The 22,429-nt window shown below is 66.1% G+C and carries 22 protein-coding genes; 9 read left to right on the forward strand and 13 right to left on the reverse strand.

What is annotated here, in order from left to right:
• Position 1 precedes the first annotated feature (1 nt).
• From gspD to gspG, 9 genes are all read right to left on the reverse strand, one after another.
• Positions 2-2,206, reverse strand: a complete 2,205-nt coding sequence (gene gspD / locus ACODTB_RS07515; protein WP_488929205.1) for a type II secretion system secretin GspD — start codon at positions 2,204-2,206, stop codon at positions 2-4.
• 45 nt (positions 2,207-2,251) lie between these two features.
• Positions 2,252-3,046 (reverse strand): type II secretion system protein N, encoded by a 795-nt coding sequence (gene gspN / locus ACODTB_RS07520; protein ID WP_291112580.1) that lies wholly within the window; start codon positions 3,044-3,046, stop codon positions 2,252-2,254.
• Complete coding sequence (locus tag ACODTB_RS07525; RefSeq protein ID WP_291112578.1) at positions 3,043-3,579, reverse strand: type II secretion system protein M; 537 nt, start codon at positions 3,577-3,579, stop codon at positions 3,043-3,045. The genes gspN and ACODTB_RS07525 overlap by 4 nt, the downstream gene beginning before the upstream one ends.
• Before the next feature lie 2 nt (positions 3,580-3,581).
• Positions 3,582-4,889 (reverse strand): type II secretion system protein GspL, encoded by a 1,308-nt coding sequence (gspL, locus tag ACODTB_RS07530; RefSeq protein ID WP_291112576.1) that lies wholly within the window; start codon positions 4,887-4,889, stop codon positions 3,582-3,584.
• Positions 4,890-4,992: 103 nt separating this feature from the next.
• Entirely contained in the window at positions 4,993-5,922 is a 930-nt protein-coding gene (gspK, locus tag ACODTB_RS07535) for a type II secretion system minor pseudopilin GspK (RefSeq protein WP_291112574.1), read from the reverse strand.
• 131 nt (positions 5,923-6,053) lie between these two features.
• Complete coding sequence (locus ACODTB_RS07540; RefSeq protein ID WP_291112569.1) at positions 6,054-6,788, reverse strand: PulJ/GspJ family protein; 735 nt, start codon at positions 6,786-6,788, stop codon at positions 6,054-6,056.
• Between the two features lie 2 nt (positions 6,789-6,790).
• Positions 6,791-7,159 (reverse strand): type II secretion system minor pseudopilin GspI, encoded by a 369-nt coding sequence (gene gspI / locus ACODTB_RS07545; protein WP_291112567.1) that lies wholly within the window; start codon positions 7,157-7,159, stop codon positions 6,791-6,793.
• A complete protein-coding gene (locus ACODTB_RS07550; protein ID WP_291112565.1) occupies positions 7,156-7,608 on the reverse strand; it encodes a prepilin-type N-terminal cleavage/methylation domain-containing protein in 453 nt (150 codons plus the stop codon). The genes gspI and ACODTB_RS07550 overlap by 4 nt, the downstream gene beginning before the upstream one ends.
• A 121-nt stretch (positions 7,609-7,729) precedes the next feature.
• A complete protein-coding gene (gene gspG / locus ACODTB_RS07555; protein WP_488929251.1) occupies positions 7,730-8,191 on the reverse strand; it encodes a type II secretion system major pseudopilin GspG in 462 nt (153 codons plus the stop codon).
• 92 nt (positions 8,192-8,283) lie between these two features.
• On the opposite strand from gspG, the gene ACODTB_RS07560 reads away from it, so the two are divergent.
• The gene (locus tag ACODTB_RS07560; RefSeq protein ID WP_291112563.1) at positions 8,284-8,790 is read left to right on the forward strand and encodes a general secretion pathway protein C; all 507 of its coding nucleotides are present in this window, start codon (positions 8,284-8,286) and stop codon (positions 8,788-8,790) included.
• Between the two features lie 8 nt (positions 8,791-8,798).
• Here the strand turns inward: ACODTB_RS07560 and ACODTB_RS07565 are convergent, their stop codons facing one another.
• A complete protein-coding gene (locus ACODTB_RS07565) occupies positions 8,799-9,896 on the reverse strand; it encodes a nicotinate-nucleotide--dimethylbenzimidazole phosphoribosyltransferase (RefSeq protein ID WP_291112561.1) in 1,098 nt (365 codons plus the stop codon).
• Between the two features lie 9 nt (positions 9,897-9,905).
• A complete protein-coding gene (gene ilvA, locus ACODTB_RS07570) occupies positions 9,906-11,510 on the reverse strand; it encodes a threonine ammonia-lyase, biosynthetic (RefSeq protein WP_291112559.1) in 1,605 nt (534 codons plus the stop codon).
• A 220-nt stretch (positions 11,511-11,730) separates the two neighbouring features.
• Here ilvA and ACODTB_RS07575 point away from each other — a divergent pair, with 220 nt between their 5' ends.
• The gene (locus ACODTB_RS07575) at positions 11,731-12,180 is read left to right on the forward strand and encodes an OsmC family protein (protein WP_488929206.1); all 450 of its coding nucleotides are present in this window, start codon (positions 11,731-11,733) and stop codon (positions 12,178-12,180) included.
• 21 nt (positions 12,181-12,201) lie between these two features.
• Here the strand turns inward: ACODTB_RS07575 and coq7 are convergent, their stop codons facing one another.
• Positions 12,202-12,864 carry a 2-polyprenyl-3-methyl-6-methoxy-1,4-benzoquinone monooxygenase gene (gene coq7 / locus ACODTB_RS07580; protein ID WP_488929207.1) on the reverse strand — a complete coding sequence of 221 codons (663 nt, stop codon included), beginning with the start codon at positions 12,862-12,864 and terminating at the stop codon, positions 12,202-12,204.
• Positions 12,865-13,180: 316 nt separating this feature from the next.
• Between coq7 and ACODTB_RS07585 the strand changes: the two genes are divergently transcribed.
• On the forward strand, positions 13,181-14,185 hold the full coding sequence (locus tag ACODTB_RS07585) for a porin (RefSeq protein WP_488929208.1): 1,005 nt from the start codon (positions 13,181-13,183) through the stop codon (positions 14,183-14,185).
• A gap of 260 nt (positions 14,186-14,445) precedes the next feature.
• A complete protein-coding gene (locus ACODTB_RS07590; protein ID WP_444688469.1) occupies positions 14,446-15,432 on the forward strand; it encodes a porin in 987 nt (328 codons plus the stop codon).
• Positions 15,433-15,510: 78 nt separating this feature from the next.
• Here the strand turns inward: ACODTB_RS07590 and ACODTB_RS07595 are convergent, their stop codons facing one another.
• Positions 15,511-16,011 carry a ComEA family DNA-binding protein gene (locus tag ACODTB_RS07595; RefSeq protein WP_488929209.1) on the reverse strand — a complete coding sequence of 167 codons (501 nt, stop codon included), beginning with the start codon at positions 16,009-16,011 and terminating at the stop codon, positions 15,511-15,513.
• Positions 16,012-16,192: 181 nt separating this feature from the next.
• On the opposite strand from ACODTB_RS07595, the gene ACODTB_RS07600 reads away from it, so the two are divergent.
• The 5 genes from ACODTB_RS07600 (at position 16,193) to ACODTB_RS07620 (ending at position 22,427) form a co-directional block, all read left to right on the forward strand.
• Positions 16,193-16,849 carry a DUF3047 domain-containing protein gene (locus tag ACODTB_RS07600; protein WP_488929210.1) on the forward strand — a complete coding sequence of 219 codons (657 nt, stop codon included), beginning with the start codon at positions 16,193-16,195 and terminating at the stop codon, positions 16,847-16,849.
• Between the two features lie 96 nt (positions 16,850-16,945).
• A complete protein-coding gene (locus tag ACODTB_RS07605) occupies positions 16,946-18,517 on the forward strand; it encodes an ABC transporter substrate-binding protein (RefSeq protein ID WP_291114061.1) in 1,572 nt (523 codons plus the stop codon).
• 63 nt (positions 18,518-18,580) lie between these two features.
• Positions 18,581-19,561, forward strand: a complete 981-nt coding sequence (locus ACODTB_RS07610) for an ABC transporter permease (RefSeq protein ID WP_291114063.1) — start codon at positions 18,581-18,583, stop codon at positions 19,559-19,561.
• The gene (locus tag ACODTB_RS07615) at positions 19,561-20,844 is read left to right on the forward strand and encodes a M20 aminoacylase family protein (RefSeq protein WP_291114066.1); all 1,284 of its coding nucleotides are present in this window, start codon (positions 19,561-19,563) and stop codon (positions 20,842-20,844) included. Before ACODTB_RS07610 ends, ACODTB_RS07615 begins: the two co-directional genes overlap by 1 nt.
• Positions 20,841-22,427 (forward strand): ABC transporter substrate-binding protein, encoded by a 1,587-nt coding sequence (locus tag ACODTB_RS07620; RefSeq protein WP_291114069.1) that lies wholly within the window; start codon positions 20,841-20,843, stop codon positions 22,425-22,427. Before ACODTB_RS07615 ends, ACODTB_RS07620 begins: the two co-directional genes overlap by 4 nt.
• The last annotated feature ends 2 nt before the right edge of the window (positions 22,428-22,429 follow it).

Consider the following 22,429-nt stretch of genomic DNA (forward strand, 5'->3'; position numbering starts at 1 on the left):
CTCACTGCCGGGGCGCCGGGTTCTGCGGTGCCGGGTTCACCGGGGGCGTCGTCTGAGGATCGGCCAGCGAGCGCACCGGCGCGGCCCCGTCCGGCGAGGGCGCGCGCGGCGGCAGTTGCGGTGGCATGACCGGGGCCTCGTTCACGCCCAGCACGCCGCTCTGCCGGGGTTGTGCGTCTTTCTGCACGGCGCGCATGAGTTCGTAGCGGTCGAGCGCCAGGTTGCTGGTTTCATTCCCGTCGCGCATCACCACGGGGCGCAGGAACACCATCAGGTTGGTTTTCTTGCGCGAGCGGGTTTCGCTGCGGAACAGGTTGCCGAAGAGCGGCACGTCGCCCAGGCCGGGCACTTTTTCCTGGTTGCCGGCGTACTCGTCCTGCAACAGGCCGCCCAGCACCACGACCGCACCGTCCTCGACCAGCACGGTCGATTCGATGGTGCGCTTGTTGGTGATGAGGCCGGTGGTGGAGTTGACCGAGGAGGGCACGACGTTGCTGACCTCCTGGTAGATGGTCATCTTGATGGTGCCGTTCTCGCTGATCTGCGGCTTCACGCGCAGCGTCAGGCCCACGTCCTTGCGCTCGATGGTCTGGAAAGGGTTGACCGAGCCGTTGTTGCCGCCGCTGCCGGTGTTGGTGAACTGGCCGGTGACGAAGGGCACGTTCTGGCCGATCACGATCTTGGCTTCTTCGTTGTCCAGCGTGAGCAGGTTGGGGGTGGAGAGCACGTTGCCTTCGCCGTTCTCCTGCAGGAAGCGCGCGAGGAAGCCCAGCACGTACACGCCGTTGGTGCGGCGCGCCAGGCCCAGGTTCATGCCGGGGGATGGCGTGGCGTTGCCCTGGGCCAGTTCCAGGATGTTGCGGCCACCGGTGCCGAAGTTGGTGCCCAGCAGGCCGATCACGCGGTCGCCCGAGCTGCCGAGCGCGCCTTGCCACTGGATGCCGAACTCGGCCGCCTTCTCGGCGTTCACTTCGGCGATCAGGCTTTCCACGTAGACCTGGGCGCGGCGCGAGTCGAGCTGGTCGATCACGGCGCGCAACTGGCGGTACTGCGGCTCGGGCGCGGTGATGATGAGCGAGTTGGTGGCCGGGTCGGCCTGGATCTGGCCGCCGGTCGATGGCGAGCCGCTGGGCGTGACGGCGGCGGTGGCCGCGTTGTTGTTGTTCGCGCTGGCGGTGCCGGTGGGCGTGAGGGCCGCTCGGTTGAGCGGGGAAGTCGCACCACCGCCCAGGGAACCGCCGCTCAGCCCACCGGAGGACTCACCCGCCAGCGCGGCGCGCAGGGTGGTGGCCAGCGAGGTGGCGTCGGCGTTCTTCAGGTAGACGACGTGGATGTTGCCGCTGAGCTTGTCGGACGAAGGCTGGTCCAGCCGGGCCACCAGTGAGCGCACCAGCGCCAGGCGGGCGGGGTTGGCCGCGCGCAGCACCAGGCTGTTGCTGCGCGGTTCGGCCACGAGTGTGGTCTTGTACGACTGGTCGGCCTGCGCACCACCGCCGGCGGTGGCGGGGTCGATCAGCCGGGTCACGAGCGCGGCCATGTCGGCCGCCACGGCGTGTTGCAGCGGGATGATTTCCACGTCGGTCGCGCCGGCGACGTCGAGCGAGGCGATGATGCGGCCGATGCGCTGCAGGTTGTCCGCGTAGTCGGTGATGACCAGCGAGTTGTTGCCTGGGTTGACGTTGATGGTGTTGTTCGGGCCGATCAGCGGGCGCAGCACCGGCACGAGGTTGTTGGCCGATTCGTGGTTGAGCCGGAAGATCTGCGTGACCACGGTGTTGGAGGCGGGCAGGGCCGACACCGAGCCGGCGCTCACCACGTTGCCCTGCAGCTTGGCGTCGGCCTCGGGCACGATCTTGTAGAGGCCGCCGGTGTCCACCAGCGAGAAGCCCTGCAGCCGCAGCACGGCGGCGAACTGGTTGAGCGCGGCGGTGGGGGTGACGGGGCGTTCGGTGACGAGGTTGACGGTGCCCTTCACGCGCGGATCGACCACCACGTTGCGGCCCGTGATGGTGGCCATGGTGCGCGCCACCGCCTCGATTTCGGCGGCGACGAAGTTGAGGGTGACGGGCTCGTTCGAGGCGGCCGGCGCGCGCGCCGTCTGCGAGATGCCGTTGCCCGACAGCAGGCACAGGACCAGTGCCAGCGCCGTGAGCGCACCGCCGTGGGCTGCACGGCCCGGGGCGACACGGAGTGGGTTCGGTTTCATGGTCGGATCGTATCTTGAAGTGTGGAGGAGGGGCGCGCTCAGTTGTCAGCCAATGTTGAGCAGCGAGCGTGGGCCTTGGCGGCGGCCCATGATGTTGAGCAGGTTGCCCAGTGCGGCTTCCGCTTCGGGCGCGGCCTCGGCCACGCCTTCGAAGCGCAGCCTGCCACCGACCCAGCGGCCCGCGCCTTGCAGCTTGAGCGCGCCGCTGAGGGTTTCCAGGTTCAGCGTGGTGGTGTTGCCGTCGGCGTCGGCGCGCACGGTCATGCGGTAGCTGCCCAGCGGGCGCAGGGTGGACAGGCGCGAGGCCAGGTCGAGCGCGTCGATGGCGGCCTCGCCCTGCATGCTGGCGCGGCCTTCGTCCCAGCGCAGGGTGAGGCCGGCGGTCTGCAGGGCCAGCTGGCCTTCCACGCGCAAGGTGTTCCAGGGTGTGCCCAGGCCGCTGAGCAGTTCGGCCGGCCACAGGCTGGTGGAGCTGGCCACGCGCAGTTCGCCGCCGCCCAGGCGGGGAATGAAGGTCATCGCCAGGGGCTCGGGGGTGCAGCAGGGGGCCATCAGGCGCAGCGCCATCGCGGGCGATCCCGAGGCCAGGCGCGGCGCGAGCTGCCATTGCAGGCCCTGGGGCAGCGCGGTCTGGGTGCGGCTGCCTTCGCCGCCGGTCAGCACCAGATCGGCCTGGCCGTTCCAGACCGTGCCGCGGGCATTGACCAGTTGCAACTGGCCCTGGGTGGCCGAAGTCACGCCGCTGGCGAGCCAGCGCGCGGGCGCGAACACGATGACGGCGAACAGCAGGCCGAGCAGGCCACCGATCCAGGCCAGACGGATGGGCCAGTTGCCGTTCATGGCGTGCCACCCAGGCCGGGGCCGGTCAGGACCACGGTACCGCTCCAGCCGGGACTGCCGGGTTCGCGGTGGATCTGGCTGTCCACCGGCAGCAGACGGGCGTTGATGCGCACCTGGGCCAGCCACTGGGCCAGGGCCTCGGGCGGGGTGTTGCGCAGGGTCAGCGTGGCGCGCTCACCCAGCACCGAAAGCTGGCCGGTGCCAGACAGGCCGTTGGTGGCGGTCTCGACGGCGCGCAACACCTCGTCGCGGCCGGGGGGTTGGGCGGTGTTCTGGCTGCGCAGGGTGTCGGCGGTGGCGGCCATGCGCTGCATCTGCCCGAGCTGGGCATCCAGTCGGGCGTGGCGCGCGGGGGCCTGGCGCAGCGTCTCCAGGGCGGGCGCGATGGCCACCCACCACACCAGGCCCAGGCCGATCACCCAGGCGGCGATGGTCACCGCGTTGCGCTCGCGGGACGAGAGGCGGGCCAGCGCCACCGAGAGGGCCAGGGTGAGCCTGGCGATGGGGGAGGGGGAAGAAGAGGCGGTGGCCATGGTCAGGGTTCCGGCGGGCGCAGGGCCAGCTCATTGCCATCGAAACGCACCCGCCAGCCGCTGTTCTGCAGCGACTGTTGCAGGGCGCGCAATTGGTCCTGGGTGGCGCGCCAGCCCGAGAAGCGCCCTTCGCCCGTGCTGTAGGCGATGGTGGAGGGCAGCAGGGCTTCGCCGGCCGAGGCCTGGTCGATCGCCGCAAGCAGGGTTTCCAGATCGCCTTCGGACAGGGCGCCGGTGGCCTGTTGCAGGCGGGCGACCTCGCGCTGCATCTGGACCGGTGCGTCGAGCACCAGCGTGACTTGCGGGAAGCTTTTCTGCAGGGTCTGCACCACCGCCTTCTGCTTGGCTTCCAGGCCGCTGCGCTCGTGCCAGGCGGCGGCGTTCAGGCCCACCAGCTGCACGCCCACCAGCGCCGCCAAGCCCCAGCGCGCGGGTCGCCAGGCCGGGGCGTTGCGCCATTGCCGGAAGCTGCGCTTGAGCCGTTGGCCGCGCCGCGCGCCAGCCGAGAGGCTGAGGTCGAACTGCGCGAGGTTCCAGTCGGACTGGGCGCAGCGCAGCAACCACGCGGGGAGGGCGACGAGCTCAAAACGCTGCTGCAGCATCTGCTCGGCCTGCGCGGCCACGGTCGGGTCGGCCAGCCAGACGTCGTATTCACCAGGCTCGCCTGGCGCGTCGCTGGCGGGGGGCATGAGCGCGGTGACCACCATGTCGCCCGCGGTGCCATGGCCCAGGGGCGTTTCCCGCAGCGGTGTGCAGCTCACGCCGAGCAGGCCGGCGCTGCCCAGCCAGATCTCGCCGTTCTCGTTGTAGGCCCAGTGGACGTTGGAGGGCACGTCCAGCGCAAAACTGCGCGAGGAGCCCGGCGTGGCGCCGGGGGTTTCGGAGGGCAACAGCGGCCACAGGGCCGGCGCGATGCGCCCGGCCGGGCGGGCCGCTCCCTCCAGGATCTGCAGCCAGCCGCGCAGCCAGACCTTGTGGCAGGCCGCGACCCACACCGTCTGGCCCGAACGGCCACCGGGCTCCAGGGCGAAGTGCAGGTCGGCCGTGTCGGCCAGCAGGCGGTCTTCCAGCAAGCCTTCGAGCGCGGCCCGCAGGCGCGCGGTGGCGACCTTGGGCAGGGCGACCCGGTGCCAGGAGACGGCGCGCGGCGGCAGCACGAGCACCACATCGTCGTCTCGCGGCAGCAACGCGGCCGCGCACTGACCGTGGTCGGTGATCTGCTGGCCATTGCTGGACGTGGCCCAGTCGAAAAGGGCCGTGGGTCCCGCAGGGGGCGCAGCGGAGAAGTCCGAGGGAGTGACGATCAGCACGGTGATGCGGTCATGCGAAGGTGTTACAGGGCGGCGAGCCCCTCATTCTAGAGACCCTGGGTGACTCTCAGGGGCCTGATGTGCACCGGGAAAACACGCCGTCTCAGCGCCGGGCGAAGCGTTCGCGCCAGTTCACGCGCACATCGAGGTTGTTGCGCACGACGAGAGAGCGCTCTTCGATGATGGTGTCGTCAAGCCGCAGGCGCCCGCGCACCTCGAAGTGGCTGCTGCGCACACCGTGGTACAGATCCGACAGTTGGCCCGTCATGGCCGGCACCACGGCGCTGGCATCCGCCAGGCTCTTGAACGGTTCGCGCTCGCGCGCGCTGGTGATTTGCCGGGCCTGGGCCATGTCCAGGCCTGGCACGCTGGCGCAGATGGCCTGGGCGCTGGCGGTGTTGAGGTTGAGCGTGGAGCGGGAGGGCAGCACGGTGACGTGGGGTTCGAGCACGGCCAGGCTGTTGCGGCTGATGCCGAGCCAGGCCAGCTGCGCGTATTTCCGGGGCAGCAGGGCGGTGCGCGAGGGCAGGGGGTCGCTCAGCGCCAGGCTCATGGAGGTGCGCAGCTCGTTGGCGGCGGCATTGAGTTCCGAGACCGGCAGCCCAAGTTGTTCGTAAAGCTTGGCGAAGCTGCGCATGTCGGCTTCGGAGAGTTCCACCTTGGCCTGGGCGCCCGCGCCGACGGTGCGCACCACGTTCAGGAAGTTCATGCGCGACTGCATGTCGATCACTTCGCCCGAGAGAAAGGCTTCCAGCATGCCGTCGGTGTTGTTGTTCTTGTCGGCGGCGAGAAAGCTGGACAGGCGTGCCTCCTCCAGCGGCATGGCCCAGGGCTCGCCCAGGTGGTCGGCGTTGCCGCTGCTCTGGTTGTCGCGCGCGTCCTCGCGCAGGATCAGGCGCGCCCAGTCGAGCGCACCGGTCAACACCCAGCCAGCCTGCACGCGGCGCCGCTCGGCCTGCTCGACCTCGGCCGAGCGCCACTGCTGCCACAACGCGGCCGAGGCCAGGGTGGCCACCAGCGTGACGACGAGCATGGCGAGCAGCAGGGCGGCGCCCTTCTGGGTTCGACCCGAAGTCGAAACGGCCGCAGCGCCGGGCCGCCCCAAGCAAGGCCAGCCCCCTCGGGGGGCAGCGACCCGCGCAGCGGTGGAGCATGGGGGCTTCATCAGCGGCCGGCCTCGAGCGTTGGGCGGACCCAGTCGCGCACCAGACTGCCGCTGAGGCCTTCGCCGGTGCCGAGCACCAGCTCCAGGCGCACGCCATTGGGCACGCTGCCGGTGCGCGAACCTTCCGGACCACCCACGGGTTCTTCGTTGCCGGTGGAGGACTGCGGGTTGCCCCAGGTTTCGCCCCGGTGGTAGAAGAGTTGCCAGTTGTCGATGCCGAGCAGGGCGATGGCGCTGTCGGAGCTGGCGTTGCCCGCCTGTGAGGACAAGGCGCCGCGTCCCCATTCACCGGCACGCTGCCAGGCGCGCGCGAGTTCGTCGCGCCGCAGCACGGGGCCGGATTGCCAGCGCACCCATTGGCCGCTGGCCTGGATGCTCGATGAGATCTGCGGCAGGCCGGCCAAGGCCACGCCGGTCAGGCGCGTCCAGGCCACGACGCGGATGCCTCGACTGTCCAGGCCGGTTTCGCCGCTGTCGCGCCGCGTCATGCGCAGCACCTGACCATTGAAGTCGAGCGCGTTGACTTCGCCGGTGTCGATCAGGGCGTCCAGGTCGGCGGCCCACTGGCCCATGGCCGCCTGCATGCGAAGCAGGTCGTCGGCGCGTTGCTGGGTGATGTTCTGGGTGCGCGTCATGCCGTCGAGCGAACGCCAGCTCAGCAGCGCGAGCATGGACATCACGACGATGGCCACCAGCAGTTCGACGAGGGTGAAACCGCGTGCGTGTTTCATCATGCTCAATACCGGCCCATCACGGTGGAGAGGCTGAGCAGGCGCACGTTCACCCCATCCACGGCGGCTTCGACGACCGTGTCCACGCGCCGGAAGTTCGGGTTGGGCGTGGGCAGCACGGACAAGCGCACGCGCATCTCGCGCCCCGCCTGCGTGCACACGGAGTCGGTGTCGCCGGTGCCGGGCAACTGGCGCTGCAGGCGCAGGCGGGTGAGTTCGTTCTCGGCGCACAGCTGGGCCAGCCATTGGTCGCTCTGCCTGCCGGATGCCCGGGTGAGGGCGCCAGTGGCCTGCAGCCCGGCGGCCAGGGTGATGGCAACCACCGCGAGAGCGACGAGCACCTCGATCAGTGTGAAGCCGCGCGGGCGCGTCATGGTGTGGCGGCCAGCACGGTGAAGGGCGAAAGGCCGTCGGTGCCCAGGGTGATGCGCCGGTCCCCCTGGACCAGCATCACCCGCTGCGCGGCGATCAGCGGTTCGGGCCCGAGCACCAGGGTTTGCGCGCCTGGCGGTTGCAGCACCTGGGCCTGGGTGTCCTGGTTGAGCCAGGGACGCGGTCCGGTGAGCGAGCCGGTGCCCGCCTGGGTGGGCAGGCCGAGGAATTCGAAGCCTTGCGGCAGGCTGCGCCAGACCACTGGCAGCCCGCTGGTGCGCGACTGGGCACGCGCGGACTCCAGCATGGCCGTCAGCCGCAGGCCCTCGCGCTCCAGGCGGGTGGCGCCGTCGTCGCGCAAGGCCACGGTCACACCGGCGGTGGCGAAGGCCACGATCACCAGCACCACCATGAGCTCGAGCAGGGTGAAGCCGTGTGCCTTGCTGGCCATGATCAGGGAAACCGCGTTGCCGGAAGGCCGACGATGGTCGCCGCGCAGGGCCGCCCCACGCAAGGCAAGCCCCCTTGGGGGGCAGCGACCCGCGCAGCGGCGGAGCGGGGGGGCGTGTTTTTCACTGCCAGCTGCCGATGTCGGCGTCCTTGCCCTCGCCACCCGCTTGCCCGTCGGCACCGAGCGACAGCACGTCCACCTCGCCCCTCAGGCCCGGGTTGATGTACTGATAAGGGCGGCCCCACGGGTCGCCGGGCAGCTTGTCGAGGTAGGGGCGCCAGTTCGGCGGCACGGGGCCGGCGGTTGGTTTGGCCACCAGGGCGTTCAGGCCTTGTTCGTTCGTCGGGTAGCGCTGGTTGTCCAGCCGGTACAGCTTGAGCGCCTGCATCAGGTTGTTGACGTCGGTCTTGGCGGCGGTCACGCGCGCATCGTCGGCACGGTCCAGCACGTTGGGCACGATCAGCGCCGCGAGCACACCGATGATGACCAGCACCACCATGAGCTCGATGAGAGTGAAGCCGCGTTGCAGGGTGCGGGCCAGGCGGGCCGCGAAGGCTGGCGTGCGCAGGGTGGGGGTGGTCAGTTGTGGCAAATCAATCTCCCGCGAACAAGGGCCTGTGGAACGGCCCGATGGCCAGGCCGGAAACCGGTGGTCGTCGATCATAATGCGCCCATATGAACAAGGCACCCGCGTTCGGCCATTCCGGCTTCCTCATGGAAAGCCCAGCCGCCCTGCAGACCGCAGGACGGCGAGGGCCGACCATCGCCGCAGGCCTCCTGTGGCTGGCGGCGGGCCTGAGCGCGGGTTACTGGGTGTTGCTGGCCTGGGGCCGGTCGCCGGTGACGCCGGTGTCGGCCATGGCACCGGCGCAGGTGGCGGCCGATACGGCTTCCGTGGCCCGCTCGCTGGGTGCCTTGCCCGCTGCCGCGTCCACGGGTGCGGTGGCCAGCGCAGCGCCGCCCCGCTACAACTTGCTGGGGGTGGTCGCGGTCGGTACCCGGGATGGTGCCGCGCTGATCGCGGTGGATGGCCAACCACCACGGCCTTACCGCCTCGGGGCTTCGCTGGAGGGTGGGTTGGTGCTGCAATCCGTCTCGCGCCGGGCCGTGCATCTGGGCCCTTCGCTGGAGGCGCCCGCTTCGGTGGAACTCACCCTGCCCGAGGCCGCCACGGCGCCCTGACTCCGGGCTCAGCGTTCGAGCAGACCCTGGGCCGCGAGCAGCAGGGGCCACGCCAGCAGCGCGCCGGTGCCCTGGCCCATGCGCATGCCCATGTCCAGCAGGGGCTGGGCCTGCAGATGAATCAACATGAGGCGGTGGCCGCTTTCCGCCGAGCGGTGCGCGAACACCAGGTAATCGGCCACGGCGGGCACCAGGCCCCGCGCGACCAGGGCGGCGGCGCTTGCCACGTACCCGTCTACCAACACCACGCGCCGCTCGGCGGCCGCTTGCAGCATGGCGCCGGCCATCATGGCGATCTCGAACCCGCCGAGCGCGGCCAGCGAATCCAGCGGGCCCAGCGCCTTGCGGTGCCGGCTGGCGGCAGCGGAGAGCTTTTCGATCCGCTGAGGGTGCGGGTCGTCGTGAGGGCCTGCGCCGTGAAAATCGTCGCGTCCGCAGGCGTCGGACAGCGGCACGCCACACAGCCGGGAGAGCAGCAGGGAGGCGGCGACGTTGTTGGCCACACCCACGTCGCCCAGGGCAATCACGTTGCCGGGGAGGTGGCGCACCACGTCCATGCCCGCGTGCAAAGCCGACACGGCCTGCGCCTGTGACATGGCCGGGCCGATCATCAGGTTGCGGGTGCCATAGCCGATCTTGCGCAGCAGCAGCGGTGCCTTGCGCCGGGCATCGTCGGGCAGGGTGATGTGGGAGGCCACGCCAGCGTCGACCACCGTGAGGTCGAAGCCGTGCATCTGGGCCAGGGCATTGACCGGTGCGGCGCCGAGCAGCAGTTGCAGCACGTGCTCGCAGGTCATGGACTGCGGCATTTCCGACATGCCCTCGTCGGCAATGCCGTGGTCGGCGGCGAACACCACCAGTTGCGGTGAGTCGAAGACCAGCAGGTCAAAGGGCAGGGGGCTGCCGTGCTGGATCCGCGCCAGCTGCAGAACCAGGGCTTCCATGCGGCCGAGCGAGTGCTCCGGCATGCCTTCGGGCGCCAGGCGCAGCATCACCGAGTGATCCAGCAGCGTGTCCGTCGTGGCCGCGATGTGGGGCAGCTTCAGGTTCGCGGGCAACTCGGGTGCCCGTCGGGTGATGGGTTCGAAGACGGGGTCGAGGGCCATGGCGGGTGGTCAGCTTTTGAGGAACAGACGGTACACCGGATTGCTGGTTTCCTCTACGTACGGATAACCCAGCGTGTCGAGAAACTTGTCGAACGCCTTGTGGTCCTTTGCAGGCACCTGAAGCCCGACCAGGATGCGGCCGTAGTCGGCGCCCTGGTTGCGGTAGTGGAACAGGCTGATGTTCCAGCCCGGGCGCATCAGACTCAGGAATTTGAGCAGCGCACCTGGCCGCTCCGGGAACACGAAGCGCAGCAGGCGCTCGTCGTGCGCCAGGGGCGAATGCCCGCCCACCATGTGCCGGATGTGCTCCTTGGCCAGTTCGTCGTGCGTGAGGTCCAGGGTCTCGAAACCGTGCCTGATCAGGTTGGCAGCGATCTTGCCGGACTCGCCCTTGCCATGGGTGGTCAGGCCCACGAACACATGGGCCGCGCTGCCGTCGTGGATGCGGTAGTTGAACTCGGTCACGTTGCGCGGTCCGCCGGGCAGCTTTTCGATCGCTTCGCAGAAGCGGCGGAAGCTGCCCCGCTCCTCGGGGATGGTGACGGCAAACAGCGCCTCGCGCTCCTCGCCCACTTCGGCGCGCTCGGCCACGAAGCGCAGCCGGTCGAAGTTCATGTTGGCGCCGCACAGGATGGCGGCATAGGTTTCGCCGCGGGTCTTGTGCTGGGCCACGTATTGCTTGATGGCTGCGACCGCGAGCGCCCCCGAGGGCTCGACGATGCTGCGCGTGTCCACGAACACGTCCTTGATCGCGGCGCACACCGCGTCTGTGTCCACGGTGATGTATCCGTCGACCAGATCGCGTGCGATGCGGAAGGTTTCCTCGCCGACCAGCTTGACCGCCGTGCCGTCGGCGAACAGACCCACGTCGGCCAAGGTAACGCGCTCGCCCCCTTCGACCGAGCGCAGCATCGCGTCCGAGTCGGTCGTCTGCACACCGATCACCTTGATTTCGGGGCGCACGGCCTTGATGTAGTTGGCCACGCCCGAAATGAGACCGCCGCCGCCGATCGCCACGAACACGGCATCGAGGTGGTCCGAGCCTAGGCTCTGGAGCTGGCGCAGGATCTCCATGGCGATCGTGCCCTGACCCGCGATCACGTCCGGGTCATCGAAAGGGTGCACGAAAGTGAGTCCCTGCTTCTTCTGCAGGGTAAGGGAGTGGGTATAGGCGTCGGAGTAGCTGTCGCCATACAGGACCACTTCACCACCAAAACCACGGACCGCGTCGACCTTGACCTGGGGCGTGGTGGTCGGCATCACGATCACCGCGCGCGCGCCGAGTTTGCGCGCGCCCAGCGCCACCCCCTGGGCATGGTTGCCCGCCGAGGCACAGATGACGCCCTTCTTCAACTGCTCTGGCGAGAGGTGCGCCATCTTGTTGTAGGCGCCCCGCAACTTGAAGCTGAACACGGGCTGCTGGTCTTCCCGCTTGAGCAGCACGGTGTTGTGCAGCCGCCGGCTCAGGTTGGTTGCCGGCTCCAGCGCGGATTCCACCGCGACGTCATACACCCGGGCATTCAGGATCTTTTTCAGGTAGTCCGCCGGCCCCATGGTGGTGGTCGACGAGGCTCTGGGGGTGTTGTTGTGTTGTTTGGGGCGGGCTGACGGCATGGTGTTCCTCGCCGCACATCATATCGGGGGCGAAAAAAAGCCCGGGCTGGCAGAACCAGACCGGGCTTGAATCCACCCGTGGAGGGTAGAGGAGACAACCGTAAATACAATGACGCCAGTATAACGCTCGCATGCTGCATTGCAACATCGTCAATCAGATTTCTATGATTTTTAGAGCGCTCACCCCAATACCTTTGGTTATTTAACGACAGGACACCTCATGGAATGCACCGTCACCTGGACCGGCGCCGCCGGTACCCGCTCCAGCATGGGCTTCGTGGCCGAGACCGGCAGTGGCCACGTGATCGCCATGGATGGCGCCCCTGATGAAGCGAAGCCGGACAACGGGGGCGCCAACCTGGCAGCCCGCCCGATGGAAACGGTGTTGGCCGGCACGGGCGGTTGCACCGCCTACGACGTGGTCCTGATCCTCAAAAGAGGGCGCCACGACGTGCGCGGTTGCAGCGTGAAGCTGGTGACCGAACGCGCGCCCGTCGATCCCAAGGTGTTCACCAAGATCCACATGCATTTCACGGTGACCGGGAAAGGCATTCCGTCCGTGGCGGTGGAGCGCGCCATTGCCATGAGCCACGACAAATACTGCTCGGCCAGCATCATGCTGGGCAAGACCGCAGAGATCACGACCAGCTTTGATCTGCTGGAGGCTTGAGCGTCGGCGCTTGCGCGCTGCTCAGATGCGGTGCGCCACCGTGGTCATGACCTTGGCCGCCATGCGCATCAGTCCTTTGACCGGAGCGGGAAGCTCCACCGCGCCAGCCTGCTGAGCCTCACGGGCGTGTCGGGCTTCGTCGTCCTTCATTTGCGCGACGATGGCTCTGGAGGCTTGATCCTTCGCGGGAAGGCGGTCCATGTGGCTCGCCAGGTGGGCTTCCACCTGGCGTTCGGTTTCGACCACGAAACCCAGGCTGACACCCGGTCCCACGCGTCCGGCGATCAAGCCCAGGCCAAAGGCCCCCGCATACCAGAGCGGGTTGAGCAGCGAGGGCCGGGCGCCCAGCTCGTCCAGGCGCGCCTGGGTCCACGCGAGGTGGTCAGTCTCTTCACGCCCTGCGGCTTCCAGTTGCTGGGCAAGTACCTCATTGGGAACGGCACCGGTAGCCCGGGGCCAGCGCGCCGCCAAGGCTTGCGCTGTGTACAGCGCCTGGGCACAGACCTCACCGACATGGTTCACCCGCATCAGGGCGCCAGAGAGCTGGCGCTCTTCCGGGCCGAGTTCCGCGTCCGATGCCCGTTCGGGCAAGGTCGGGCATTCGCGCGTGCCCCTCGGTGAAACGAACAGGGTCCTCAGGGCCGAATCGGCGGCGTTCAGCAAGGCATCGGTGGTATTGGGCATGGTGTGGATTGAAGGGATCGCCAGGGCACATGCTGCCATGGATTGCCCCTCAGTGATTTTGGCGATCGGCTGCGCGTGCTGGTTTCCTGGGCTGAACGCCGAGAGCCACGAATCATGATTTGCCGGCCTAACCATATGCGGGTATCTACTAACAACGTGGCACATGTGCAACGGATGCACCGTCATGAGGCGAGAAAAGCCCTCACCACCATGGCGCCATCGGAAACTTTCTGATGCAATTAGCGCAGCTTCCTGGATGGAGGTTGGCTCGGTGGCAAAGACCCCCGGCCCTTATTAACCCTTGGAGAACCCTTCAATGAAAAAGACCCTGATCGCTTTGGCCGCCGTGGCAGCCACCGGCGCCGCTTTCGCCCAGTCGACCGTGACCCTGTCGGGTACCGTTGACGTTGGCCTCGAGAAGCGTTTCTCTGGCGACGCCCTGCGCATGACCGCCAACCGCAACGGCACCAGCAACTGGACCCTGGCCGGCACCGAAGACCTCGGCGGCGGCCTGAAGGCTGTGTTCCAAGTGTCGACCTCGTTCAACAGCGACACCGGCACCGTGTCTTCCGTTGATGGCCTGGGCAACAACGGCATGTTCGTTGGCCTGACCGGCGGCTTCGGTACCCTGCGCGCTGGCCGTCCGGTCAACACGCTGTACGCCAACGTCCTGCTGGCCAACGGCACCAAGGGTGTTTCCGTGCATGACGCCAACACCGTGCTGGGTGGCAACGCCACGGCGACGGCCAAGACCTCGAATGCGTCGAGCTCGGTGTACGTGCCCAACGCGGTGCAGTACCACTCGCCCCGTTTCGGCGGCGTGCAAGTCCAGCTGGAATACGCACCTTCCGAGTCCACGGCTGCTGGCAACAAGGCTGGCAAGGCCATCGGTGTTCGCTACGACGGCGGTCCTCTGAGCGCCACGTTCGTGAACTACACGGGCGCCACGGCAGCTGCCACCACGCTCAAGGCCGTGAACCAGTTCGCGATCTCCTATGACTTCAGCGTCGTGAAGGTGCTCTTCACCATCCGCGACCAAGGCGGCCTGGCTTCCACGCAAGACAACTCCTACGCTCTGGGCCTGACGGCGCCCGTGGGCCCTGGCCTTGTCTACGCCTCGTTCAACAACAACGAGCAAGTGGGCGACGATGGCCGCACCATCATCGCTGGCTACAAGTACTTCCTGAGCAAGCGCACCCAGGCCTACGTGAACGTTGCACGCCGCAACGCCGCTTGGGTCCCGGCGACGGTGACGGCCGCTGGCGGCAATGGCGCCAAGTCCAGCACCGGCTTCGGCTTCGGTCTGCAACACAACTTCTGATCGTCTCGCTGGCTTCAAGCCAGCTTGTTCAGATGTTTGAAAGCCACCTGTCTTCGGACAGGTGGCTTTTTTTGTTTGTCTGGTTGACGGTCACCGAAGGCCGTCGTCCGTGTGTTGTTGCACTGAGGCAACAAAACGGACGGAATTTGAACCGTTTTTCAGGGCTTACCCTAGGGGCGAGGAGCTTTCCTCCTAACATGCACCAGTCAGTTTTCTAACTTTGTGGTGGTCCTCACCGCAATATTTTTAAGGAAGTAACCATGAAAAAATCATTGATCGCCCTGGCAGTTCTCGGCTCCGTGGCTGGTGTGGCCCAAGCCCAATCCAGCGTGACCATGTACGGTCTGGTGGATGTTTGGGCTGGCCGCGTCAAGACGGAAGTGCCTGGCGTGGGTTCCGTGTCCTCCACCCGTCTGGACTCCGCTGGTCTGGCCACCAGCCGCTGGGGCGTGCAGGGTTCGGAAGACCTGGGCGGCGGTTTGAAGGCCATCTTCAAGCTGGAGCAAGGCTTTGATGCTTCCAACGGCACGGCCGTTGCTGGCACCGCTTTCAACCGCCAATCGTGGGTTGGCCTGGAAGGCGGCTTCGGTACCGTCCAGTTCGGTAACGTGTGGTCGGCTTTTGACGATGTGTTCTACATCGGCAACTCCATCTTCGACGCAGTGTCCTTCTCGCCCGCATACGCTGTCATGAGCGTTGCTGCCTATAACGACAAGCCGCGCAACGCCCTGCGTTACACCTCGCCCAACTTCGGCGGCTTCAGCGCTGCTGTGTCGCACGGCCTGGACGAGAACGCTGCTGTCAAGCGCGACCAGACCGACTTCAACCTGCAGTACGCTGCTGGTCCTCTGACGGCTGCTTTCGCCTACCAGCTGCAAAACGACGCTGCTGGCGTTGGTCAAGACGCCAAGTTCACCTACTTCACCGCCGCCTACGACCTGGGCGTGGCCGTGCTGAAGGGCGGCGTTGGCCAGACCCGCAATGTGTTCGCCACGAAGACCAACGACTGGCAAATCGGCGCCGACTTCCCCCTGTCGTCCGCTCTGACCCTGTCGACCGGCTACGCCTCGTCCAAGGACAAGGATGGCACGGACACCAAGCGCACCGGCTACTCCGTGGGCGCCCTGTACGCGCTGTCCAAGCGCACCTCGACCTACGCCGCCTTCACCAAGGCCAAGGAAGAAGTCGCTGGCACGACCGCCGTCAAGGGCACCGTGTTCGGTGTTGGCCTGCAGCACAAGTTCTGATCCCCGTTCTTCGGAACACCGATCAGTCAAAAGCCACCCGGCATGCCGGGTGGCTTTTTTTATGGGCTTGGCGGGAGACTACTTTGTTGGGGCAGCAGACTTCTTGTCTGCTGGCGCAGCTGCGGTGGGTTTGAAGCTGTCCCCATTGACGGTCAGTCCCTCCGACGACAGCTTGGCGGCGCGTTTGTCACCAATGCCGGGTACCCTCTGAATCAGGTCGCCCCAGTTCTTGAAGGGGGAGGCCTTGCGCGCTTCCAGGATCTTGGCCGACGTGCTTGGGCCGATGCCTTTGATGCTGTCGAGGTCGGCCACGGTGGCGGTGTTGATGTCCACTGCAGCGAAACTGGCGGCGGCGAGAAGGGCCAGCAGACTGGTCAGAATTTTCTTGAACATGGATTCCTTTCCATTGAAACGTTGATGACGTGTCATGGACGGGGGCTTGCAAGCATGCGCTTCCCGATTCATGACCCGAAGCCAGCGATGGCTTCGGGTCATGAATTTATTTCCAAAGTTTGATTTTTCAAAGAAAAATCCAATTTTTATAATTCTTAGCAACTCTTTTATGCGTGTTTGCAACATGAAGGCGCCCGTTCGAGCGCCAAAAGGAAGTGGATTGGGTTTGCTGGCGTCCCTTGCTTGCGTCGGATGGTTTGCGTTGTTGCTGGCAGGGTGTGCGGGATCACCTGCGGTGTCGGACGACCTCGCTGAGGAGGGCCCACCTTCTCGACCTCAAAGAATGCCCCATGGGGCCAGCCCGGCGGTGCTGAAAGCCGCCCACCAGCTGTTTTCCACCCCGGCGACGGAGGTGCCATGGGAGCCGTTCTTCTTCCCTGGCAAGCGGTACCTGGCGTTCGAGCCGGTTCAGGTCGGGGGGCGCCCGGCACTGCAGGTGCGTGCGAAGAGTTCCGTCAGCATCCTGAGGCAGCGGTTCGTGCCTTCGCTGGAATCCGTGGGGCGTCTGTCGTTTTCGTGGCGGGTCGATGGTTTGCCCACGGATGCCGATCTGGCCGTGTCCAGTCAGGCGGACTCGGCGGTGCGGGTGGTCCTCGCCTTCGATGGTGATCGCACGCGCTGGACGCCCAGAAACCATCGCCTGTCGGAGATGAGTCGCTTGCTGACGGGCGAAGAGATGCCCTATGCCTCCTTGGTCTATGTCTGGAGCGCCAAGCACGCACCGGGCACCGTTGTGGTGAACCCGCGCACGGACCGCATCCGGAAGCTGGTGGTGGACAGCGATGTGGCCAACTTGGGGCAGTGGCGCGATCATGTGCGCGACGTGCGCGCCGATTTCCGCCTGGCCTTTGGCGAGGAGCCGGGGCCCTTGCGCCTCGTGGCGCTGATGACGGACACTGACAACACGGAGAGCCAGCTCACGGCGTGGTATGGCGCGCTGAGGCTGGAACGCGCCTCAGATTGACGCCAGGGCGTCTGTCCGTTCGGGTTACTCCGGTGCATTGGCCGGGAACGTTTGTTGCATAGTGGCGGGATGCCCACTTTATTTAGGTGTCAACAAATGAAGCTCCCACTTGCAGTCCTGTTCGCCGCGATGGCCGTTGGTGCCGGCGGTGCTCACGCCAAAACCTTCAAATGGACGAGCGCCAGTGACATTCCCACGTGGGACATCCATTCCCAGAACAACGCCCTGGCCAACGGCATCCATGCGTCGGTCTATGAGTCGCTGGTTTACTACAACAGCAAGACTTTCAAACCAGAGCCCGTTCTGGCGACGGCCTGGAAGCAGGTGACGCCCACGCAGTTGCGCATGAATCTGCGCACGGGGGTCAAGTTCCACGATGGTTCGACGTTCTCGGCGGATGACGCGGTGTTTTCGATCGAGCGAGCGATGACCAAGACATCGAATTTCGGCATCTATGCGCAAGGCATTGACCGGGTCGTGAAGGTGGACGCCAACACCATCGACATCTTCACGAAGGACCCCAACCCGGTGTTGCTCAACCAGCTCACCGAGTTGCGCATGATGAGCAAGGCCTGGGCGGAGAAGAACAACTCGACCATGCCCAAGGACATCAAGACGCAGGACGAGAACTTCGCCCATCGCAACGCCAATGGCACGGGCCCCTTCGTGCTGAAGGAGTGGCAGCCGGACCAGAAGTTGGTGGTCACGCGCAACCCGAACTGGTGGGGCAAGGCGGAAGGCAACGTGACCGAAGTGGTCTACACGCCTGTCAAAGCGGTGGCCACGCGCATGGCGGCGCTGCTGTCGGGTGAGGTGGATCTGGTGCTCGATCCCAGCCCGCAGGATCTGGCGCGCGTGCGTGGCGACCAGAACCTCAAGGTGATCGATGGCGTGGAAAACCGGACCATCTTCTTCGGCATGGACCAGTTTCGCGATGAACTGCCAGGCAGCAACATCAAGGGCAAGAACCCCTTGAAGGACCAGCGGGTCCGCAAGGCGCTGTACCAGGCCATCGACATGAACACGATCGCGCGTGTGAGCTTGCGTGGTCTGGGACAGCCCACTGGCGCCCTGGTGGCCCCACAGGTCAATGGTTGGACGGAGGCGGTTCACAAGCGGCATCCTTTCAACGTGGCGGCAGCCCAGAAGCTGCTGGCCGATGCGGGCTACAAGGATGGCTTTGAGGTCGACTTCGCCTGCCCCAACAACCGCTACATCAACGATGAGCAGATCTGCCAGGCCGTGACGTCGATGTGGGCGCGCATCGGTGTGAAAGCCAAGCTGCGCACCTTGCCGCTGGTGACCTATTTCCCGATGATCCAGCGCTACGAAGCCAGCATCTACATGCTGGGTTGGGGTGTGCCCACCTTTGACGCGCTCTACAGCCTGCAGTCCCTGGTGCGTTCGGTCGGGGCGGGTGGCGATGGCAACTACAACGTGGGCCGCTACAGCAACCCGCAGATGGACGCGCTGGTGGAGCGCACCAAAAAGGAAACGGATCTCAAGCTGCGCACGGAGCTCCTGACCAAGGCCTTGGCGCTGCAGAACGAGGACGTGGCCCACATTCCCCTGCACAACCAGATCATTCCCTGGGCCATGAAGAAGAATGTCGACGTGGTGCACCGGGCGGACAACCGCCTGGACTGGCGTCTCATCAAGGTAAACTGATTTCACAGCGTCAGTCGAGGGTCGCGCACCGCAGGGGGCGACCCTCTCTTTATTTTTCACACGATGTTCGCATTCATTCTTCGGCGACTGGCGCAAGCCGTGATCGTCATGGTCAGCGTGGCGTTCATCGCGTTCATGTTGTTTCAGTATGTAGGGGATCCCGTGGTGTTCCTGCTCGGGCAGGATGCCACCCCGGACCAGGTGCGCGAACTGCGCACCGAGCTCGGTCTGGACCGCCCCTTCTTCGTGCAGTTCTGGCATTTCCTCGCCAACGCGGTGCAAGGTGAATTCGGCCTGTCGTTGCGGCAGGGGGCCAAGGTCTCGCGCCTGATCGCCGAGCGTTTCCCTGCCACGCTGGAGCTGTCCATGGTGGCGGCGGTGCTTGCGCTGGTGGTAGGGATCCCGATGGGGGTGTATGCGGCGTTGCGGCGCGGTACGTTCATGAGCCAGGTGTTCATGACCGTGTCGCTGCTCGGTGTGTCCCTGCCCACGTTTCTGATCGGCATCCTGCTGATCCTGCTGTTCGCCGTCACATTGGGCTGGTTCCCCAGCTTCGGTCGGGGTGACGTGACGCAGCTGGGTTGGTGGAGCACCGGCCTGCTGACTCCGAAGGGCTGGCACCACATCACCCTGCCGGCCATCACGCTGGCGATCTTCCAGCTCACGCTGATCATGCGGCTGGTGCGCGCGGAAATGTTGGAGGTGCTGCGCACCGACTACATCAAGTTCGCGCGCGCCAGAGGCCTGACCAACCGCGCGGTGCATTTTGGACACGCGCTGAAAAACACGCTGGTGCCGGTGATGACCATCACCGGTCTGCAACTGGGGGGCTTGATCGCCTTCGCCATCATCACCGAGACGGTGTTCCAGTGGCCGGGCATGGGGCTGCTGTTCATCCAGGCCGTGACCTTCGCCGACATCCCGGTGATGGCCGCCTACCTGTGCCTCATCGCCTTGATCTTCGTGGTCATCAACCTGATCGTCGATCTGCTGTACTTCGCGGTCGACCCCCGCCTGCGCGTGGAGAAGGCGGGAGGCCACTGATGTCCACCCCATCCCGCATCAAGGCCCATGGCCGTGCGTTTTCCCATATCGCGGCCTTCCACCCCGAGCTCACGGCCCTGCGCCGTGATCTGCACGCCCATCCGGAAATCGGTTTCGAAGAGCACTACACCGCGCAGCGCGTGGTCGAGTCGCTCAAGGTGTGTGGCGTGGACGAGATCCACACCGGCATCGGCAAGACGGGGGTGGTGGCCGTGATCCGCGGCCGCCGCCACACCAGTGGCCGCATGGTCGGCCTGCGCGCCGACATGGACGCGCTGCCCATGACCGAGCACAACGACTTCGCCTGGAAGTCCATGCGCCCCGGCATGATGCACGGCTGCGGCCACGACGGCCACACCGCCATGCTGGTGGGTGCGGCGCGCTATCTCGCCGAAACGCGCCAGTTTGACGGCACGGCGGTGCTGATCTTCCAGCCCGGCGAAGAAGGTTTTGCGGGCGCCAAGGCCATGATCGAGGACGGCCTCTTCGACCGCTTCCCGGTGCAGTCCGTTTTCGGCATGCACAACTGGCCGCAGATGCGCCCTGGCATGGTGGGCGTGAACCCCGGCCCCATGATGGCCTCGGCCGATCGCATCACCATCGAAGTCACGGGCAAGGGAGGCCACGGCGCGCACCCCTACCAGACGGTGGATCCGGTGCTGGTGTCGGCCCACATCATCACGGCGGTGCAGAGCATCGTCTCGCGCAACGTGCGAGCCATCGACAGCGCGGTCATCAGCCTGTGCGCGATGCAGGCCGGCGATATGGGCGCGTTCAGCGTGATGCCGGGCAAGGCCACGCTGGTGGGCACGGTGCGCACCTTCAACCCCGAAGTGCAGGCCATGGTCGAGAAACGCCTGCAGGAGGTCTGCTCCGGCGTGGCGCTGGGCCTGGGTGCCACGGCGCACGTGAACTACGAGCGCATCTACCCGGCCACCATCAACACGCGGGACGAAGCCCGTTTCGCGGCCGATGTGGCGCAGAAGCTGGTCGGCCACGATCACGTGGACCGCAACATGGACCCGAGCATGGGGGCCGAGGACTTCTCGTTCATGCTGCAGGTCAAGCCCGGGGCCTACCTGCGCCTGGGCCAAGGCGCTGAAAACGGCCTTGGCAGCTGTTTCCTGCACAACAGCCGCTACGACTTCAACGACGAGGTTCTGCCGCTCGGAGCGGCCCTGCACGCCAGCCTGGTGGAACACGCCATGCCATGGGTCGATGAGGCTCACGCGTCGAGCAAAACCCCTTCCACAACCACAAACGCATCAAGGAGCGAAGCATGATTTTCCGGAAAACGCTGGCGGCCACACTGGTCACAACCGCCATGCTTACCCTGGGGGTTGCCTCGGCGCAGACCATCCGCATCGGCAACCAGGGCGATGCCCTGTCCATGGACCCGCATTCGCTCAACGAGTCCTTGCAGCTCAGCGTGACGAACAACGTCTACGAACCCCTGGTGGGCCGTGACCAGAACCTGAAGTTGGTGCCCGGGCTGGCAACGAGCTGGAAACAGACCTCGCCCAGCGTCTGGCGTTTCGAGTTGCGCAAGGGCGTGAAATTCCACGACGGCGCACCCTTCACGGCCGATGACGTGTTGTTCACCTTCGCGCGCGCTTCGGGCGAAGGCTCGGACATGAAGAGCTACACCAACGATGTGAAGGAGGTCCGCAAGGTCAACGACTTCACGGTCGACATCGAGACCAAGGGACCGTTCCCTATCCTGCCCGATGTGCTGTCGCTGCTGTTCATCATGAACAAGAAGTGGGCCGAGGACAACCAGGCCACCCGGCCGGTGGACCGTCGCAAGGGTGTCGAGAATGCGGCCTCGTTCCGCGCCAACGGCACAGGCCCGTTCCGCCTGCGCGAGCGTCAGCCCAACGTCAAGACCAGCTTCGTGCGCAACGGCAGCTACTGGGGCAAGATCGAAGGCAACGTGGTCAACGTGGAGTACACGCCGATCGGCAACGATTCCACCCGCGTGGCCGCGCTGCTCTCGGGTCAGGTGGATGTGATCGAACCGGTGCCGCTGCAGGACGTGGCGCGCATCAACGCCAGTGGCAAGAGCAAGGTGATGCAGGGCCCCGAGCTGCGCACCATCTTTCTGGGCATGGACCAGAAGCGCGACGAGCTGCTGTACTCCAACGTCAAAGGCAAGAATCCCTTCAAGGACAAGCGTGTGCGCCAGGCCTTCTACCAGGCCATCGACATCAACGGCATCCAGCGCACCGTGATGCGCGGCGCCTCCAAGCCCATGGCGCTGATGGTGGGGCCCGGCATCAACGGGTTCGACAACGCCATGAACAACCGCCTGCCGTACGACCCGGACGCGGCCAAGAAGCTGCTGGCCGATGCGGGTTACCCCAATGGCTTTGAAGTGGCCTTGAACTGCCCCAACGATCGCTATGTGAACGACGGGGCGATCTGCCAGGCGGTGGCCGCCAACCTCGCGCGCGTGGGCGTGAAGATCAACCTGCAGGCCGAAACCAAGGGCACCTACTTCCCCAAGATCCTGCGCCGCGACACCAGCTTCTACATGCTGGGCTGGACCCCGGGCACCTACGACGCGCACAACGCGCTGAACGCCCTGATGCGCTGCGTGGACGACAAGGGCAGCGGCCAGTTCAACCTGGGTGCCTATTGCAACCCGAAGGTGGATGAGCTGACGGTGCAGATCCAGTCGGAAACCGACAAGGCCAAGCGCGATGCCCTGATCAAGGAGGCCTTCAAGCTGCACTCGGACGACATCGGCCACCTGCCGCTGCACCAACAGGCCTTGGCCTGGGGCGTGGCCAACAACGTGGAGCTGATCCAGCTGGCCGACAACTTCATGCCGTTCCGTTTCATGTCGGTGAAACCGGCGAAATAAGC

This window comes from Hydrogenophaga sp. FG152 (assembly GCF_057809615.1).